The organism is Kaistia sp. UC242_56 (assembly GCF_044452255.1).
GTDB lineage: Bacteria > Pseudomonadota > Alphaproteobacteria > Rhizobiales > Kaistiaceae > Kaistia > Kaistia defluvii_A.
Genome location: NZ_JBIOAN010000002.1, coordinates 2,459,821 through 2,478,622 on the forward strand (window position 1 = coordinate 2,459,821; position 18,802 = coordinate 2,478,622).

The 18,802-nt window shown below is 64.5% G+C and carries 15 protein-coding genes; 13 read left to right on the forward strand and 2 right to left on the reverse strand.

The window, feature by feature from the left end:
• Nucleotides 1–27: 27 nt before the first annotated feature.
• Entirely contained in the window at nt 28–591 is a 564-nt protein-coding gene (locus ACHMWQ_RS14280; protein WP_354548951.1) for a MarR family transcriptional regulator, read from the reverse strand.
• A gap of 205 nt (nt 592–796) precedes the next feature.
• On the opposite strand from ACHMWQ_RS14280, the gene ACHMWQ_RS14285 reads away from it, so the two are divergent.
• The 13 genes from ACHMWQ_RS14285 to ACHMWQ_RS14345 all read left to right on the forward strand — a co-directional run bounded on the left by ACHMWQ_RS14285 (nt 797) and on the right by ACHMWQ_RS14345 (nt 18,368).
• Complete coding sequence (locus tag ACHMWQ_RS14285) at nt 797–2,578, forward strand: type I secretion system permease/ATPase (RefSeq protein ID WP_396307960.1); 1,782 nt, start codon at nt 797–799, stop codon at nt 2,576–2,578.
• Nucleotides 2,575–3,969 carry an HlyD family type I secretion periplasmic adaptor subunit gene (locus tag ACHMWQ_RS14290; RefSeq protein WP_396307961.1) on the forward strand — a complete coding sequence of 465 codons (1,395 nt, stop codon included), beginning with the start codon at nt 2,575–2,577 and terminating at the stop codon, nt 3,967–3,969. The genes ACHMWQ_RS14285 and ACHMWQ_RS14290 overlap by 4 nt, the downstream gene beginning before the upstream one ends.
• A gap of 297 nt (nt 3,970–4,266) precedes the next feature.
• Nucleotides 4,267–4,980, forward strand: a complete 714-nt coding sequence (locus ACHMWQ_RS14295) for a calcium-binding protein (protein ID WP_396307962.1) — start codon at nt 4,267–4,269, stop codon at nt 4,978–4,980.
• Between the two features lie 92 nt (nt 4,981–5,072).
• Nucleotides 5,073–7,316: a glycosyltransferase gene (locus ACHMWQ_RS14300; RefSeq protein ID WP_396307963.1), complete on the forward strand. Its 2,244-nt coding sequence runs from the start codon at nt 5,073–5,075 to the stop codon at nt 7,314–7,316.
• Nucleotides 7,313–8,143, forward strand: coding sequence for a class I SAM-dependent methyltransferase (locus ACHMWQ_RS14305; RefSeq protein WP_396307964.1), 831 nt, complete (start codon nt 7,313–7,315; stop codon nt 8,141–8,143). Before ACHMWQ_RS14300 ends, ACHMWQ_RS14305 begins: the two co-directional genes overlap by 4 nt.
• A 2-nt stretch (nt 8,144–8,145) precedes the next feature.
• Nucleotides 8,146–9,405 (forward strand): glycosyltransferase family 4 protein, encoded by a 1,260-nt coding sequence (locus ACHMWQ_RS14310; protein WP_396307965.1) that lies wholly within the window; start codon nt 8,146–8,148, stop codon nt 9,403–9,405.
• 11 nt (nt 9,406–9,416) lie between these two features.
• Nucleotides 9,417–10,148: a hypothetical protein gene (locus ACHMWQ_RS14315; RefSeq protein ID WP_354548959.1), complete on the forward strand. Its 732-nt coding sequence runs from the start codon at nt 9,417–9,419 to the stop codon at nt 10,146–10,148.
• A gap of 22 nt (nt 10,149–10,170) precedes the next feature.
• On the forward strand, nt 10,171–12,444 hold the full coding sequence (locus ACHMWQ_RS14320) for a hypothetical protein (protein WP_396307966.1): 2,274 nt from the start codon (nt 10,171–10,173) through the stop codon (nt 12,442–12,444).
• Nucleotides 12,441–13,754, forward strand: coding sequence for a glycosyltransferase family 4 protein (locus ACHMWQ_RS14325; RefSeq protein ID WP_396307967.1), 1,314 nt, complete (start codon nt 12,441–12,443; stop codon nt 13,752–13,754). Before ACHMWQ_RS14320 ends, ACHMWQ_RS14325 begins: the two co-directional genes overlap by 4 nt.
• A 61-nt stretch (nt 13,755–13,815) precedes the next feature.
• Nucleotides 13,816–15,006, forward strand: coding sequence for a polysaccharide pyruvyl transferase family protein (locus ACHMWQ_RS14330; protein WP_396307968.1), 1,191 nt, complete (start codon nt 13,816–13,818; stop codon nt 15,004–15,006).
• Nucleotides 15,007–15,092: 86 nt separating this feature from the next.
• Entirely contained in the window at nt 15,093–16,115 is a 1,023-nt protein-coding gene (galE, locus tag ACHMWQ_RS14335; RefSeq protein ID WP_396307969.1) for a UDP-glucose 4-epimerase GalE, read from the forward strand.
• Nucleotides 16,116–16,212: 97 nt separating this feature from the next.
• A complete protein-coding gene (gene dusA / locus ACHMWQ_RS14340) occupies nt 16,213–17,262 on the forward strand; it encodes a tRNA dihydrouridine(20/20a) synthase DusA (protein WP_396307970.1) in 1,050 nt (349 codons plus the stop codon).
• 110 nt (nt 17,263–17,372) lie between these two features.
• Nucleotides 17,373–18,368 carry a bile acid:sodium symporter family protein gene (locus tag ACHMWQ_RS14345; RefSeq protein WP_396307971.1) on the forward strand — a complete coding sequence of 332 codons (996 nt, stop codon included), beginning with the start codon at nt 17,373–17,375 and terminating at the stop codon, nt 18,366–18,368.
• A gap of 95 nt (nt 18,369–18,463) precedes the next feature.
• Here the strand turns inward: ACHMWQ_RS14345 and ACHMWQ_RS14350 are convergent, their stop codons facing one another.
• The gene (locus ACHMWQ_RS14350; protein WP_354548968.1) at nt 18,464–18,739 is read right to left on the reverse strand and encodes a hypothetical protein; all 276 of its coding nucleotides are present in this window, start codon (nt 18,737–18,739) and stop codon (nt 18,464–18,466) included.
• Between the last annotated feature and the right edge of the window lie 63 nt (nt 18,740–18,802).

Genomic DNA, 18,802 nt, shown 5'->3' on the forward strand with positions numbered 1-18,802 from the left:
ACCGGGGCGAACGCCACGCCCGGATGCCTAGGCGCCGTAGCGGGTCGCATTGGTCCAGACGAGCTCCAGCTTCTGGAGAAGTCGATAGGCGTTGTCGAGCTCGCGCGATTCATCTTCGTCCCGCACCAGCAGGCGATGATAGGTGTCGTCGGCCGTTCGCAGGGCGTTGCACAGGTCGTGCCCCTTCTGCGACAGGCTGATGCGCGCCGAACGGCGATCGCGCTGCGAGGCGACGCGGTCGATATAACCGAGATCGACAAGCTGCTTGAGATAGTAGGAGACGTTCGAGCCGAGATAGTGGCCCTTGTCGAGGAGGTCGCGGACCGAGAGTTCGCCATTGCCGATGGTGAACAGCACCATGACCTGGGCGGGTCCGATATCGCCGACGCCGAGCTTGCCCATCTCGATCCGCAGCAGATCGGTAAAGCGCCGGTTGACCCGCTCTATCGTCCTTGCCAGCTCGAAATGCGTGACGTGCCCCCGATCATGCTCGGTGACGACCGTGATTACGCTGGAAGAGGAATTGTTCGATGAGTAGATGTTTTCCGACTCTTCGACTTCTACCGCCGCTTGCAGAAGCTCTCGCGACATTATGACCCCGCATTGCTGAATTTAGTTCAAATTTCCAAGTATTCTAGAATTCACTGTCAACTGATTGGAATCCCCCACGCTATAGACGATACCGAATCAAGAACTCCGTAAGATTGTCCGAAATTTCGACTAAATGTATGTTCTGGACACCCTTGAAGCTGAACGATAAAGTTCAGAAATGACAATTTCAAGGCAATCCAATATTATGCCGAAAATTGAAGCAACGTCGATGAATGTTGCAGCTTCGAAGACGCAGGGGAATGCTACCTATCCACAAGCCGTCGCAATAGAAGCCCGCCGGTCTTTTATGACGGGATTGGGTTATGCTGCAATTCTGAGTGCTTTCATCAATGTTCTGCAACTCACGGTTCCGCTTTACATGCTTCAGGTGCACGATCGTGTGCTGAACAGCCGGAGCATGGACACGTTGGCGATGCTGTCGGTCTTGGCGGCCGGCGCGCTGATCCTTTATGGCATTCTCGACTTCATCCGCTCGCAGGTCTTCCTGGTCATGGGCGGTCGTCTGGTGCGGCGCCTGAACGAGCCGGTTCTGTCGGCCTCCATCCGCGCGTCGGCGCGGGAAGGCGCCGGCAAGGCGGCCCAGGCGCTTCGCGATCTCTCGGACATCCGCAACTTCCTGACCAGTCATGCCGTCAGCGCTCCGCTGGAGGCGGCCTGGAGTCCGATCTTTCTCACCGTGCTCTTCATGCTGCATCCAGGGTTCGGAATCGCCGGCATCGTCTCTGTGCTCATATTGATCATATCCAGCGTGGCTATGGATATATTCACGCGCGGACTTTTGAGCGAAGCTAACAAGGCAAATGTCGAGGCGATCAGCAGCATCGCCGGGCAGATACGCCACGCCGAAGCCATCGAGAGCATGGGAATGATGGCCGCTCTTGCGGCTCGCTGGCGCGTAGCCCAATTCAGTGCCCTCCATCTGCTGGAAACCGGCAACCGTCGCGGACGCGTGATTTCGACGGTGACTCGAACCGTCCGCTACGGAATGCAACTGTTCGTGCTGGCATTGGGTTGCATTCTGGCGATCCGGCAGGAGATTTCCAGCGGCGCGATGATCGCGGCCACCATCGTCATGGGTCGTCTGCTGCTGCCCTTCGACAGCGTGGTCGAGAACAGCCGCCAATGGATCATGGCGAGTGGCGCCTGGAAGCGGGTTCGCGAGCTGCTCGACGGCGAGGGAACCGAGCGCCAGACGATGCCGACCACGGTCGCCGAGGGCGACCTCGTCGTCGACCGGCTCATTTATGCGGCGCAGGGCCAGGACGTTCCGATCATCAAGGGCATTTCGTTCAGCCTGTCCCCCGGCGAAGTTCTGGGCATCATCGGCCCGTCCGCGGCCGGCAAGTCGACGCTCGCGCGCCTGCTCGTGGGCATCATCAAGCCCACAGCCGGCGGCGTCTATCTCGACGGCAACAGCGTCTACCTCTGGGAGCGAACCTCGTTTGGCCAGCTGGTCGGCTATCTGCCGCAATCCGTATCGCTGCTCGATGGCACGATCCGCGAGAACATCGCCCGCATGGATGATGGCGATCCGCGGGCGGTGATCGAGGCCGCTCGAACCGCCGATGTACACGAGATGATCGGCCGGCTACCGCTCGGCTACGACACGCCCGTCGGCGATGCGCGCCTGACCCTCTCCGGGGGGCAACGCCAGCGCGTGGCGCTGGCGCGCTGCCTTTACGGCCACCCGCGGCTGATCGTGCTCGATGAGCCCAATGCCAATCTCGACGCAACCGGCGAGCAGGCGCTGATCCGGGCTATCCGGTCGGCCAAGGCGGATGGGGCGATCGTCATCATGATCGCGCATCGTCCGGCGATCATGGAAGTCGCCGACAAGCTTCTGGTGCTCGAGAATGGCCGCGTTTCCCAATATGGCCCGCGCACGGACATCGTTTCCCCGATGACCGGCGAGCGGTCGGCGCCGAAACCCGGCCCGGCCATAGCGCAAGGCGGAGATCGTCGATGACATTGCCCAAGCAGACGCGAACCGAGCTCGAAAGGGCCCGGCGCGAAGCCGTGCCCGCGATCGTCTATCCCTCGACGATCCGCCAGGCCAGGCGGGAATTTCTCGAACGGGAACCCAGCCTTCGGACGCCTGTGCTGGCCGGCGTCCTGGCTGTCCTGATCGGCTTCGGCGGTTTTGCCGGCTGGGCCTATTCGGCAAATCTCGACAGCGCCTCGGTCGCGACCGGATCCGTCATCGTCGATTCCAAGCGCAAGACCGTCAGCCATTACGAAGGCGGCATCCTGAAGCGCCTGCTGGTCAAGGAAGGCGATACCGTCAAGGTCGGCCAGCCTCTGATCCTGCTGGATGACACGCGCGCTCGCTCGGAGCTGCAGCAATTGACGGCCCGGCGCTTCGCACTGACGGCCAAGCTCGCCCGCCTTCGCAGCGAGCAGGCGGATGCCGAGAGCGTCGACTTTCCCCCGGAACTGCTGCAATCCCAAGACCCGGCAGCGCTCGACGCGGTCGAGGCGGAGCGCAAGTTCTTCTCGACCCGTGTCGCCGCCAAGGCCGGCCGGCTGGATGTCCAGCGCAAGGCCGTGGAGCAGCACGACGCGGAAGCCGCTGCGCTGAGGGCACAGATCGAGTCGACGAAGCGCCAGACCGAGTTGCTGCAGGAGCAGCGTGATACCATTGCGGGGCTGGTGGCCAAGGGGCTGTCGAAGCGGTCGCAATTGCTGGAGCTCGATTCCCGCGCGAGCCAGCTGGTGGGCAACGCCGGCGAGATGGTCGCCAACAAGGCGAAGATCGAGCAGGCCAAGGCCGGCGCCAACCTCGAGCTGCTGGCGCTGTCATCAGACTGGCTGCAGCAGGTTGCGGGCGAGATCGCCACGGCTCGCGGCGAACTGGCCGATGTCGACGAGAAGATCATCGCCTCGCGCGACGTGCTGCAGCGTCTGGAGGTCCGCTCGCCCCAGGCCGGCGTCATCGTCAACATGCAGGTCCGCACCGTCGGATCCGCCATCAGCGCGGGCGCGCCTTTGATGGACATCGTGCCGGAAAACGAGCCCCTGATCATCGAGGCCCGACTCAGTCCGACCGATATCGACAGCGTCCGGGTCGGCGCCCCCGTGCGGGTACGTCTGACCGCCTATAACCAGCGCAGCCATGCTCCGCTGGAAGGGCGCCTGACCTATGTCAGCGCGGACCACGAGGTGGATGAGCGGACCAACTCCGCTTATTTCGTGGCGCGCGCCGAGGTGCTGCCGGAATCGCTGGCGTCAGCGCCCGACGTCAAGCTCTACCCGGGCATGCCCGCCGACGTGCTGATCATCAACAAGCCGCGTCGCGCCATCGACTACCTGCTGTCTCCGATCACGGACAGCCTGAACAGCGCCTTCCACGAAGAGTAAGTGGTTGATCTTGCTGCACTGCAGCATGGTGCAGTCGAATATGATTCAAATTTCGAAACAATATAGTTCGATAGATAGACAAGTAACCGTGCAAATAAACTGCTATAAGTCTCTAATTGCATTAGTCTATTTCTGATCTAAAGAGTATATTTGGCGTCTTGGGCATTGATTGTATCTGCTGTTCGCTTATAGTGCAGTGCGTCATATCTTCCGGGATCCAAAGCGGTCGCGAGAGATGGGCGGCCGCTGAGACAGTTTGATCTGGGCGGTGAGATGCGACTGACATAGGAGACCTCAATGGCCACATTAGAAGGCGGGGCGTATGACGACGTCCTATTCGGCTCGCGCTTCAGCGACATAATCTTCGCCCACGCTGGCGATGATTTCGTCTTCGGCGGCGAGGGTGACGACACGATCTTCGGCGAAGCGGGCAACGACACCCTCTACGGCGATGCCGGCAACGATCTGTTGTTCGGTGGCAATGGCGACGACGCGCTGTTCGGTGGCGAAGGCCATGATCAGCTGTTCGGCGGCAACGGCAACGACCAGCTGTTCGGCGGCGAGGGCAATGACATCCTCGACGGCGGCAATGGCAACGACATCCTGGACGGCGGGGCGGGCAATGACATCCTGCTCGGCGGCAACGGAGACGACGTTCTCTCGGGCGGCGATGGCGCCGATATCCTGAACGGCGGCAACGGCAACGACGTCCTCATCGGCGGTGCCGGCAATGACATCCTGACCGGCGGTAACGGCCAGGACGTGTTCGTGTTCACGGGCGGCGGCGGCAACGACGTCGTTCTCGACTTCCATGCCGGCGAAGATCTTCTGCAGATCTCGCAGAACATCAACGGCACTGACATCACCTCGGCAGATGATCTTGCTGCGCGTGCGACCCAGGTCGGCGCCAATACGGTCATTGACCTTGGAAATGGCGATTCCATCACGCTCGCGAACGTCAACGCAGACGACGTTCACAGCCATCCGAGCAGCTACTTCGTCATTGGCTGACCACTAGTCGGCTGATCCCTACGGCGTCCGGATCCCTCCCGCCGGGCGCCGTAGTAGTTTTCACGTGAGTTTGCGATACCGAGGTGCCCGGCATGCTGGAAATCGTCCCGTTATCGCCCCGAAACGACCAAGCTGAGTCCGTTCGCAGCATCAAGCTCGCTTCGGATGTATCGCTGGTCGTTTGGGATATTCCCGGCCATTGCTCGGTTCCCCCGCGCTGCGCCCGGCAGGACGGCGAGATCATCGCGCCGCTCGCAAGCCTGCGCCTCGGCCGCGTAGATGGCGGCACGCGAATCCTCTGGGCGCTGCGCGCCCGCAGCCCGCTTCAGCTCATCGTTTCCGCCGGCACGCTCGGTCCCTCTGACACCGTCGAGGTCGATCCTGCCGATCCCTTCATCGGGTCCGATATCGCCGCCCTGGTCGAGGATCTGGATGGCCGCGCTCGCGTCTCGCTGCTGACGGCCTTTCTCACCTCCTGGTGCGGCGCCTTCCGGCTGTCGCGCTCCTCCGCCTTTGCCGAGGCCGTTCAGTTGCTGGCGCAGGAACTGCAGCCGGGCAACGCACCGGCGACGCTCGCCTGCTTTCCGACCCGCGATACGGCCCTCATCGAGTTCGCGACCAGCGCGGATCTCGGCTCCATCTCGTCGGCCCATCTGGTCACGGCGCAGGGCGTGCGGCGGCTGACCTGCGAAATCTACGCCCGCAAGCCTGATCGCAGCGGCAGGCGCGGCATGACACTGCTGGTCGATGGCAACGCTACGACGCTGGCGGCCGGAACCCTGGTGCTGATCGGCGAGAATGGCACGGCGATCCGCGCGCTCGGCAAGATCGGGGCGCGGACCGCGAGCTTTCTCCGCTGGTGGGGCACGCGCCGCAACGATGGCGCCCTGACCGAATTCCTCGTGCGCACGCTTTCCGTGAAGTCGGAGGAAGCGCGCCTCGCCGTCATCGACATGCAGGCCCGAGCCGCCCTGCCGCCCAAATCCGTCGAACTCGCGGCATTCCAGCCGGGAGCAGAAGTTGATCTGGCTCTCTCGCTCGATGGCGGCCTGCTGGTCGGCGGCTGGTTTCGCGATCCCCAGGATCTCATCGCCGGGATCGATCACGTTACTGCAGAGGCCACGCGTTCCCTCGATACGGTCTGGCATCTGTTTCCCGGCCGCGTCGGCACGGCGGAGGGCAGCGGGCGCGACGACGCGACCGGCTTCATCGCCTATCTTCCGCATGACAAGCCGGCCGGGCCGATCCTGCAGCCGCGCTTTCGGATGCGGCTGAAATCCGGCGCCGAGGTCAATCTCATTCCCAAGCCCCAGCCGATCGACGCCGCGACGATGCGGGCGGGCGCACTGCGTTCGGTGCCGCTCCAGCACGCGACCGGCGCCCTGCTGTCGACGACGCTGGGCCCTGCACTGGCCGAAATCCAGCGCCGCGTCGTCAAGTCAGTCGGCATCGCCAAGGTCGAACGCTTCGGTGCGGAACTGGCCGAGCCGGTCTTCTCGATCGTCATTCCGCTTTATCGCGTGCTCGACTATCTGCGCTTCCAGATTGCGGCCTTTGCCACCGATCCGGGATTGCGCGACCAGACCGAAATCATCTTCGTGCTCGATTCCCCCGAGCAGGCCGACGATGTCAGCCATATGCTCGGCGGACTGCACCGCCTCTACAAGATGCCGATGACGCTGGCGGTGATGAGCGCCAATGGCGGCTATGCCCGGGCCAACAATGCCGGCGTCGGGCTGGCGCGCGGCCTCGTCGTGAACCTGCTGAATTCGGACGTGATCCCGACCGACGCGAACTGGCTGTCCCGCCTAGCGGACAAGCTGGGCGGGTCGGCGCGGATCGGCGCGGTGGGGCCGAAGCTGCTGTTCGAGGATGGATCGCTCCAGCATGCTGGCCTCTATTTCCAGCGCGATGCGCGGGGCACCTGGCTCAACCACCATTTCTTCAAGGGCATGCCAGGCGGCCATTTGGCGGCGAACAAGCCGCGTCTGGTCCCGGCCGTGACGGGCGCCTGCCTGGTGATGCTGCGCGAGACCTTCGCCGATGTCGGCGGCTTCTCGGAGGATTATGTGATCGGCGATTACGAGGATAGCGACATCTGCCTGAAGATCCGGGCGGCCGGCATGAACGTCTCCTATGAGCCGGACGTCGCCCTCTACCATCTCGAGCGCCGCTCCATGCGCCGAAATGGCGACTACATGCGGGGCATCGCGTCTCGCTACAATTCCTGGCTGCATACCCAGCGCTGGGACCCGGTGATTGGCAAGCTGATGGGGGAACCGGCGCCTGCCGAGCGGGTGGACGAGACCATCGGCGATCGCAGGAGCGCCGCATGACCGTCACCGCGCTCGAGCCCGTTTCCGATATTCCGACCCGCCCGGACTTCGACGAACAGCGTCTCGCCTGGCTGACGCAGAGCGTCCTCGCCAACCGCTTCCTGCCGGAGCCCACGATCGACAGCATCTTTGTCGGCGATGGCGACTACCGTGCGATCGGCGCCGAGTTTCTCGGCCATCTGGTGAGGCTCGGCGGCATCCTGCCGGATGATCGCGTTCTCGATATCGGCAGCGGCATCGGCCGCATCGCCGTGCCGCTGACGCAGTATCTGACCCCGGGCGCGGCCTATTGGGGCGTCGATCCCGTCGCCGAGGGCATCGCCTGGTGCAAGCAGCATATCACGCCGGTCTATGACAATTTCCGCTTCGACCACATCGACGTCGCGCATCACATCTACAATCCGAAAGGCGCGATCAAGGGCGAGGCGCTGCGGCTGCCATTTGAGCCGGACAGCTTCGATTTCATCTTCATGATCTCGGTGGCGACGCACCTGCCTCCGCTCGAAATCGCTTCCTATATCCGCGAGGCGAAGCGCCTGCTCGCGCCCGGCGGGCGGCTGTTCATCACCGCCTTCGTGCTGGACGAGACGGCGCAAGGAGCCCTGCCGCAGCGCGATCCGCGCCTTGCCTTCAAGCGCGAAAAGGACGGGCCCGCCTGGCTCGTCGACCGCACGGCGCCGCTCTCAGCGGTCGGCTTCGATGACGGCTTCTTCGAGCGGATCATCCAGCGGCTGGGCCTCTCGATCTCCCTGAAGAGCCTGGGTCACTGGCGCGGCCAAAAGGCGGCGCACTACCAGGACATCTTCGTTGTCGAGAAGACGGGGTGAGCATGGCCGAACGCATTCTGGTCGTCGCCCACAACCACCCCGACCTGCATCCCGGCGGCACCGAGATCTTCGCGCATGACCTGTTCCGCGCCTATCAGCGGGCCGGCAGCGAGACGCTCTTCCTGGGTGCCACCAACCGTATCCACCGCGACGAGAAGCCGGGCACCAGCTTCCAGGGTATTGGCAACGGCGTCGACGAGATCCTGCTCTGGGCTGGCCATTTCGACCGGTTCTTCATGAGCCAGGTCGATCTCTACGGCGTCATCCCCGATCTGGAAGAACTGCTGCTCGAGTTCCGGCCGGACGTCGTCCACATCCATCATCTGCTGCTGATCGGCGCGGAGTTTCCCGCGCTCGTGCGTCGCGTGCTGCCACAGGCGCGCATCGTCATGACGCTTCACGACTATTATCTGATCTGCGCCCATGATGGCCTGATGATGCGCACGACGGGGCGCGAGCGCTGCCATGGCGCTTCGCCGGATCGCTGCCATGGCTGCTTCCCGGAAATCGCCGCCGACCAGTTCCTGCTGCGCGAGCGCTATCTGAAGACGCTGTTGACCACGATCGACCGCTTCGTCTCGCCGAGCGCCTTCCTGAAGGACAGGTTCATCGCCTGGGGACTGGCCGCCGACAGGATCGACGTCATCTCCAATGGCCAGCCGGGCGAGGGCAGGGTGCCGTCGCTTCGCGAGGATGGCGCGCCGCGCAATATTTTTGGCTATTTCGGCAATCTCAACCCGTGGAAGGGCGGTACGGTCCTGCTCGACGCGGCCGAACGGCTGATCCAGTCCGGGACCGACTTCGAACTCCGCGTCCATGGCGGCACGCCTTTCCAGGCCGACGCGTTCAAGACGGAACTGGACGAGCGCTTCGCCCGCACGGCGTCGCATGTGGTGCGGCGCGGGTCGTACCGTCGGGAAGACGTGCCGGCCCTGATGGCCGCCGTCGATTGGGTCGTCATTCCATCGATCTGGTGGGAAAACGCCCCACTCGTCATCCAGGAAGCCCAGCAGCAGGGGCGGCCGGTAATCGTCAGCGGCATTGGCGGCATGGCCGAGATGATCAAGAACGGCTTGAACGGGCTCACCGTCGCGCCCGATGACCCGATCGACCTTGCCCGTACGATACGGTTGGCCGCCGGCGACCCGGATCTCTGGCGCCGCCTTTCCGCGAACGCCGTTACACCGCCGACCATCGATGCGGTCGCGCAGGACTATCTCAAACTCTTCGACGCGCTCGCTCGCGTCCACATCCCGGCTTGAAGGAGCACGCAATGCCATCCGCCGCGGAAGCCATTCCCCTGCAGCAGAAACCCAAGGCCACTGAGGCGCCTCCCGGCGTCGCCGGTCGCGTCGACGCGATCGACAATGGCCGTCTCTATGGCTGGGCGTTCGATCGCAGCCAGCCGAGTGCGCGAATGCAGATCGTCGTCTCGCTCGGCGCGCAGAAGATCGCCGAAGCCACGGCCGACAAGCTGCGCTCCGACCTTCGTCGCAACGGCGTCGGCGACGGGCAGCACGCCTTCGACATCCCGCTGCCGGAGAGCGTGACGGCCCGCCAGCGCGATCTCTCGATCGTGGCGATCTCGCCCAGCGGCGAGGAGCGCATCCTCTATGCGCCGACGCTGGACGAGCAGGCGGCCGAGGCGCTCATTGCGGCGCCGCTGACCCGTGTGCTGGAGAAGCTCGAAGTGCTGATGGCGGCGCAGCGCCAGCTTCAGCTCAACCAGCGCGGTATCCAGCGCAGCAGCGAAACGTCCGGCGGCGAGGTCCCTCCGGCCCAGTTCGAGAACATCGAGCTGACTCAGACGGAGATTGTCAGCCGGCTGTCCGAGCTGGAGGTCTTCCTGATGCGCTTCGACGGCATCGTCGCCGGGCTTGAAGGGCGGATCGACATGCTCGCGAAGCGCGGACGCGGCGAGGCCAAGCCGCTGCTGCTCCTGCTCGCCGGCTTGATCGGCGCCGCCGTCGGCGCCGGTGCCTCGCTCATTGCCTTCCTCAACTGATCTGGATCGAGACCGGAATCGAATGATGTATCGCGGCGACGAGGAACCCGGAACCAGGGAAACCCTTCCCAAGGAAACGGGCGTCACGGCCAAGGGCTCGCCGGGGCCGGCGTCCCGACGCGAAGGCGCGACCCAGCCCGTCGTCGAGACCGCGATCGCCTGTCCGATCAACGAGACGCTCATCCTGGTCCTTGGCTCCGGCGCGCCGATGAACGGCCCCCAGCCGCTGCTGCTCAATGGTGACCCCGCCTTGCCCGGCAAGGCGCCGATCGTGAGTTGGCCCCTGGTCGACGCCAAAGGCCGCGCGTCGCATGGGTTCGTCGCGCTTGTGTTTACCGGTCCGCTCAAGGGCGAACGGCTGAACGCGGTGACGTTCCGCGGGCAGGGGCGGTCGGTCACCTATCGGCTGCTGCCGGATCTCATGCGGCCAGCCGCCTTGGCGGGCGCGCTTGGCGATCTGGCGGGGCCCGGAATGCCGGCCGTCGTGGACGCCATCATCGGCATGCTGAGCGCGGGTCCGATGAGCCGCCGCAAGCTGGCCGCCATGACCGCTTTTGTCGAGGCCGGGGCCAAGGCCGACGGCTTCATCGAGATCATCGGTGCTTTCGAGGACGGCGACGTCTATCTGCAGGGCTGGTCGCAGGAGATGAGCGCGGGCGTGAGTCGTGTGCTGATCGCCGGCGGGACACCGCAGATCGCCGAATGCACGGCGGCCGCCTTCGACCGCCAGGACCTGAACAACAACGGCAAGGGCTTTGCTGCCCTGTTGGTAGCGCCCGAGCCGATCGATCCGTTCGGCATGCAGCGCGTCTATGTGCGCAGCCGCGACGGCTGGCGCTATGCCGACGTTTACGAGCAGCGCCTGCTTGCCTCGCCCCGGGATACGCCCGGCTATGCCCGCGCCATCCTGCCGAAGTTGCGGGGCTCGGCCGAGGTCATCGGACGGCTCCGCGAAGCGGCCTACCGCTATGAGGGGCTGGACACGGTTTCGGCCCTGGCGCTTCCGGTGCGGATGGCGATCGACCACGCGCTCCGCATCGAGCAGGGCGGCCTGCTGATCAGCGGCTGGCTGCTCGATCCGGACCACCGCGTCGAGGCGATCAAGCTGCGCCGCCGCCAGGCATCCGTCGACCTGAAACCGATCTGGAGCCGCATCGATCGGCCCGACGTCACCCGCGCCTTCGATGGCAAGGCGCCGTTCCTTTCGCAGCTCGATCCCGATCGCCACAGCCATGGCTTCGTGGCCTTCATCCCGGATTTCGACCCTGATGGCAGCGCGCCCATCTATATCGAGTTCGCCATCCCCCATGCACCGCCGGCCTATCTTCCCGTGGTGCCGAAGCGGGTTTCCTATCGCGAGGCCGTCACCCGACAGCTGAAGTCGATCAGCGCCCGCGCCACCTCCGTCTCCGAACTGGTCGAGCGCCACCTCATCCCTCTGGTAGCCTCCGCTGCGACGAAGCCGGCGGGCGTCGAAGGCGTCGAGCATGTCGGCACGCTTGTTTCAGGCGGTGCTGACACCACGCTCGTGATCGGACTCGACGACCAGACGACGGACGTCACCACGCTGGTGGCCCTGATGGCGCTGGATCCGCAGATCCGCGTGGCGCCGATCATTCTCGCCGGCCCCGAACAGGCGATCGGCGAATTGCGTGGCGAGATCCGCCGACTGGCGGAATTCTACGGCCTTTCGATCGATCTGGTCGCCGTCAGCGCCTTTTCCGATGTCTTCGATGCCCTGATCGTCGGAGCCGATGTTGCGAAGACGGACCGCGTCGTGCTGTTCTCGGCCGCCCTGGTCCCGGCTGAATGCGGCTGGCTCGGCCGCCTGCGGTCGGCCCATCAGGAGCATGACGCATCGGTGATCATCTCGCCGGCGCTGATCTATGAGGACGATTCGATCCGCTGGGCCGGATACCGGCTCTCCGACGAGGAGAGCGGTCTGGCCGAGAACTATGTCGGCTATCCCGCCGCGACGCTGGATTCCATCGGGCCTTCCGCCACGCCGGCTGCCAATCTCGAATGCTGCATCCTGTCGAAAGCAGCCATCGCCGCGCTGGGCCAGGATGGCCATGGCTATCTCGGCAATCGCGAAAAGGGGCTCGACCTGGCGCTGCGTCTGGCGAAGGCCGGCCTCAAGGCCTGGTGGCTACCCGGTGTCCGGGTGCTGGGCGCCGAAGCGCCCCAGGACGGCGTCAATGCCTGGGAGGTTCACGCCCGCAGCGTCGATCGCGCCGTCTTCACCGCGCGCTGGGCGGAGACCATCCACGCCATGGTCCATTCGGAGGCGGCATGACCGAAGAATTGCGCGTCCTCGTCATCAGCCACGGCCATCCGAGCCTGTCGCTTGGCGGCGGCGAAATCGCCTCGCATAACCTGCACAAGGGCCTGAATTCGCTGGCGGGGATCAAGTCGGTCTATCTCGCCCGCGTCGGCTCGCCGACCCCGCGCCATGCCGGCACCGCGTTGATGAGCCTTCGCCAGAGCGCATCGGACATTCTGTTTCACAGCGACGACTTCGACCATTTCTACCTGTCGAACCGGAACACCGACGATATCCGCCGCGATCTCGTGCGCTTCGTCCGCGACATCAATCCGCATGTCGTGCACTTCCACCATATTCTCGGTCTCGGCCTAGAGGCGCTCTACGCCATTCGCGAGGCGCTGCCCGACGCGGCCATCGTCGTCACCTTCCACGAGTTCCTGTCGATCTGTCATCACCACGGCCAGATGGTGAAGACCAAGAGCGGCCAGCTCTGCCGCCGCGCGTCGCCGACGGACTGCCACAGCTGTTTCCCGGATATCGCGCCGGCCAGCTTCCTGAAGCGCGAGCGCTTCGTCCGTTCGATGCTGGAACTCGCCGACGTCTATGTCTCGCCGAGCCGCTTTCTGGCCGAGCGTTATGCTGCCTGGGGCCTGTCGCCGGACAAGCTCTTCGTCATCGAAAACGGCCTGGCGATCAGCGAACCCGCGCCGCCCCGCGTTCTGCCCGGCGCGGAGCAGCGGCGCAGCCGCTTTGCCTTCTTCGGCCAGATGACGCCGTTCAAGGGCGTCGACGTCCTGATCGATGCGGTCGCGCGCGTGCCGGAGCGCATCTGGGGCGAGGATTCGCGCCTGATGATCTTTGGCGCCAATCTCGAATATCAGCCGCCCGAATTCCAGGCGCGGATGAAGAAGCTGATCGACGACGCGGGCAGCCGCGTCCGCTTCTACGGCTCCTATCAGAACAGCGAGATGCCCGAACTGATGCAGACGGTCGACTGGGTCGTCGTGCCGTCGATCTGGTGGGAGAACTCGCCTGTGGTGATCCAGGAGGCGCTGTTCCACGGCCGCCCGCTGCTCTGCAGCAATATCGGCGGCATGGCCGAAAAGGTCCGGAACGGCCAGGACGGGCTGCATTTCCGCGTCGGCTCGCCCGAGGACCTCGCCGATCGTTTCGTCGAGGTGCTGTCGAACGGCCAGATCTGGGAAGGCCTGCGCGGTTCGATGCGCCGTCCGCTGGGCCATGTCGACTGCGCCGAGCAGCATCTTGCGCTCTATCGCGCCGTTCTCGACCGCCATTCGCATGCGGATGGCGGCGAGGTCGGCCAACTCGAACGCGCGTAGGCAACTGCGCGCAAACCGTTCGTCAAGAGCGGATCCCTGGGGGGATAAGGAGGAGGCCGGAATGGCACGTTTGCTGGTGATAATGCCGTCAGGCGAAATCTACGATCACGACTCGGTCCGGTGGTATCAGTACCAGGACGTCCAGCGCTCAATCGATCGCTATCACAACATTGGCGATGCGTTCGTCTTCGATTCCTCGCTGAAGCTGCTGAACTTCGACAAGATCGGCGTCCTCGAGATCAACAAGCCGGACTGGCCCAGCCTGGACCGGCTGCGCGAGGAATATGACTACGTCCTGCTGCGTGGGTCCAACTACATCCATGGCGAGATGGAGTGGCATGACACCGCCGCGGTCCTGAAGAAGCTCGGCCTGCCGGTGCTCGCCTTCGGCATCGGCGCGCAGGCTCCCGTCAAGGGGCGCATGGAGCTGTCGGAAGCGACGCAGGAGGTCCTCCGCGTCATCGCTGACCTCAGCACGTCGATCGGCGTGCGCGGCGCTTTCTCGGCCGAGGTTCTGGCCGATCTCGGCATCCACAATGTCCGCATTGTCGGCTGCCCCACGGCGTTCCGTCGGCTCGATCCCGACATGAATATCAAGTTGGGTCCGCTGGCCGACATCGAGAAGGTAGGCGTCACCCTTCGCCGCGAGGTCTCGCCGACCTACGCCCAGAACATCGAGCGCTATCTCACCTTTCACCGCGACCTGGTGAAGTCGTTGGCGCGCCGTTTCGACACTGTGCTGATGGCCCAGGGCGAGGTGGAGGAGAAGAAGCTCGTCTTCGGCACCGACGCGCAGAAGGAAGAGGCGATCGCGTCGCTGCGCGCCAATGGCTGGGCCTCGAAATGGTATCTCGATCCCGAGATCGAGCGGCTCTATCGCGAGCGGCTGTTCTATTCCGATGTCGTGGCCGACTACGAGACCCTCGTCCGCCAGCAGCATCTCGTGCTGGGCTACCGGCTGCATGGCAATCTGATGGCGCTCGCGAACGGCGTGCCCTCGGTCTATTTCACCTATGACAGCCGGACGGCAGAGTTCGCCGAGACCTACCGGATCCCGAGCTTCGACGTGTTCCGGGATGGCGGCTTCGTGCTCGAGGACTATTGGGAACAGTGGCGCTACGACGCGTTCAACGCTGCCTGGCGCAACGTCTATGACGAAACCCGCAAGTTCCTGATCGAGAACAAGATCGACAATAAGCTGATCGATCGCGCCACGCGGACGAGTGGTGCTGGCATGCTGAAAGTGGCCTGAATGGGTGAGCTACCGAGAGCTTGGATCCGATCGGCGCCGATGACATTGCCTTCTTCTGAAGAGACGAGCCAAAACAGGAGTTCGACATGACGGTCCTCGTCACAGGTGGCGCAGGCTATATCGGCAGCCACATGGTGCTGGCGCTTGCCGATGCGGGACGCGAGACGATGGTTCTCGACGACCTGTCGACCGGCTTCGTCGCCCAGGTGCCGGACGGCGTTCCGCTGGTGCGGGGGGACTGCGGCGACGAGGCCCTGTTGAAGCGGCTGATCCGCGAATTCGGCGTCACGGCGATCGTGCATTTCGCGGGATCGATCGTCGTACCGGACTCGGTCACCAATCCGCTCGGCTACTATCTCAACAACACGGTCCGGTCGCGCGCCTTGATCGCCGCCGCCGTCGAGGGCGGGGTGCGCAACTTCATCTTTTCCTCGACCGCCGCTGTCTATGGCGAGCCGGAAGTGAGCCCGATCGCCGAGAGCTCGGCCATGCAGCCGATCTCGCCCTATGGCGCGTCGAAGCTGATGACGGAATGGATGCTGCGGGATACCGTGGCGGCGCATGACATCCGCTCGGTCGTCCTGCGCTATTTCAACGTTGCCGGCGCCGATCCGCAGGGGCGTTCGGGCCAGTCCTTCCCGCGCGCCACACATCTGATCAAGCTCGCCTGCCAGGCGGCGCTCGGCCAGCGTTCGCATCTCGACGTGTTCGGCCAGGACTACGCTACGCCGGACGGCACCTGCGTCCGCGACTATATCCATGTCAGCGATCTTGCCCGCGCGCATGTGCTGGCGCTCGATCATCTGGAGGATGGCGGAGAGAGCCTGACGATGAACTGCGGCTATGGCCGAGGCTTCTCGGTTCTCGAAGTTATCGAAGCGGTGAAGCGCGTCTCCGGCGTCGATTTCCAAGTACGCCTGGCCCCCCGCCGCGCCGGCGATCCCCCCTCGCTGGTCGCCGCGACGGACCTCATCCGCTCGCGCCTCGGCTTCAAGCCGGCACGCGACGACCTCGACCTGATCGTGGCCGACGCCTTGCGCTGGGAACTGGCGCTGCAGCAGAACGCCCAGGCCGCCGTCAGCAAGCGGGAGCCGGCACTGGCAGGTTGACGCCGGGCAATGGCGGGATCGCAGGATTGGCCAAAAGGGCCGGAGATCGCCTATAGAAGGGGCGAATGGCACCTAATCTCCGGCAAGACTTGTAACTATGCAGCAGTATCAAAGACATAAGCTGTCCGTCGCTCCAATGCTGGATTGGACCGACCGGCATTGCCGCTATTTCCATCGGCTGCTGTCGAGCGAAACGCTGCTCTATACCGAGATGGTCGTCGCCGAAGCGATCCTGCATGGCGACCGGCAGAAACTGCTCGGCTTCGATCCCTCGGAACAGCCCGTCGCGCTGCAGATCGGCGGATCGGACCCGGTCAAGGTCGGCGAGGCGGCGCGCATCGGCGCCGAGATGGGCTATGGCGAGATCAATCTCAATGTCGGCTGCCCCTCGGACCGCGTGCAGTCCGGTACGTTCGGCGCTTGCCTGATGCGCGAGCCGCAGCGCGTCGCCGATTGCGTCGCCGCCATGAAGGCTACCGTGTCGATCCCGGTGACCGTGAAGTGCCGCATCGGCGTCGACGATCAGGACCCGGAGGAGGCGCTCGACACGCTCGCCGACCTGCTGGTAGCCGCAGGCGTCGATGCGCTCTGGGTGCATGCGCGCAAGGCCTGGCTGCAGGGGCTGTCGCCGAAGGAAAACCGCGATATCCCGCCGCTCGACTATGACCGCGTCTACCGCCTGAAGGCGCGCCTGCCGGATCTCTTCATCGGCATCAATGGCGGCATCAAGTCGCTCGACGAGGCTGAGGCTCATCTCGCGCATGTCGACGGCGTCATGATCGGTCGCGCCGCCTATCAGGAGCCCGAACTGCTGGCTGCAGCCGACCGCCGGATCTATGGCAAGGACCGGCCGGACGCGGAGCCGCGCGCGATCATCGAGGCGATGCTGCCCTATATCGAGGCGAAGCTCGCCGCCGGCACGCCGCTGAGCCACGTGGCCCGCCATATGCTCGGCCTCTATCACGGACGTCCCGGTGCGCGCCGCTTCCGCCAGATCCTGACGATCGAGGGCGCTGGACGCAGCGCCGGCATCGACGTGTTCCATCGCGCCATGGATGCGGTCGACGAAATCACGGCAACGGTCGCGGCCAGCGCCGCCGAAAGCGCCGCCTATGCCGCCGCGAACGAGACGGTGGCCGCCGTCTAGGTCAAAGGTGCTGTGTCCGTAAGTCGCTTTCTCGCCAGCCTCTGTCTCGCTATGGATGGGGGATCCATCCGCCCCGGCGGATTCCTTTCTGCAATGAAAGCGCTCCCGACATGACGATCCGCGGTTTCACAATCGACGGCTTCCTGATTGCGCTGGTCCTCGTGGTCATCGCAGCGATTGCCTTTCCCGGCCCCGGCGAATCCGGCGGTGTCCTGCACATGGACGCCATCGCGACCTATGGCGTCGCGGTGATCTTCTTTCTCTACGGCCTGACCCTAGCGCCCGAGCGCATGCATGCCGGCATCCGGCACTGGCGCGTTCATATCGCAGTGCAGCTTTGCACCTTCGTGCTGTTCCCGATCGTAGTGCTGACGCTGGGCACGCCGCTCAAAGGCTTCATCCCGGAGGAGGTCTGGATCGGCTTCTTCTATCTGGCGGCATTGCCCTCGACGGTTTCGTCCTCCGTCGCGATGACGTCGCTGGCCCGGGGCAACGTGCCGGTCGCGATCTTCAATGCTACGCTCTCCAGCCTGATCGGCGTCTTCGCGACGCCGTTGCTGATGGCGTGGTTCCTGTCGTCGACCGGCGTCGGCATGCCGCTTCTGCCGGTGATCGGCAAGATCGTGCTGCTGGTGCTGCTGCCGATCATCATCGGCCAGATCGCCCGCCATTGGCTGTATGCCTGGGCCACGCGCAACATCAAGGCGATCCGCCTCGCCGATCGCGCGATCATCCTGGCGATCGTCTACAACTCCTTCGCCGACTCGATCGCAGAGGGCGTCTGGGCGGGCCATGACGTCAGCCTGATCGCGGCGATCATCGTCGGCGTGATCGCGCTGTTCTTCATCATCTACGGCCTGATGCTGATCCCATGCCGCCTGATGGGGCTGAACCGGCCCGACACGATCGCCTGCCTCTATTGCGCTTCGAAGAAGTCGCTGGCGACGGGCGTGCCGCTCGCGAAGATCATGTTTGCGAGCTCGCCGGCGCTGGGCCTGATCATCGCGCCGATCATGCTCTATCACTTCTTCCAGTTGCTGATCGTCAGCGTCATGGCCAATCGCGAGGGGCGCCGAGCGATTGCCGAGGCTCACGCCGCGGCGTGAAGCTGCCGCCCGAAGGGCATTCTCCCGGATAACAAAGCGGTCGCCTTGGCGGCCGCTTTTTCGTTTTGGTAGAGGGCCGCTGCTTCGTCTCGCGGCTAGTTCTGCTGCAGCAGTTGCTTCGTCGCGGGCACTGCCTGCTGGAGGCCGGGATCGACGCCCGGATTAAGCGTCACCTTGCGGTCGGAACAGGTGCATTTGTAGCCTGTCTGTCCCGCCTTGTTGGTGAACTCGCTGGTTTCGCAACTCGTCAGCTTGTTGCTCAGCTGCTTCTGCGTGCAGCGACCGCCGGTGACCACCGTCGCCGCCTGAGCCGCGGCGGACATCATGGCAACGGTGAGAAGCGCGGCTGAGATCGAGGTCAAGCGTTTCATGATAGCCCTCTGCGAGGCCAAGGCTGCGATATTGCCCCCCGGCGCCCCATCCGTAGGGCAGAT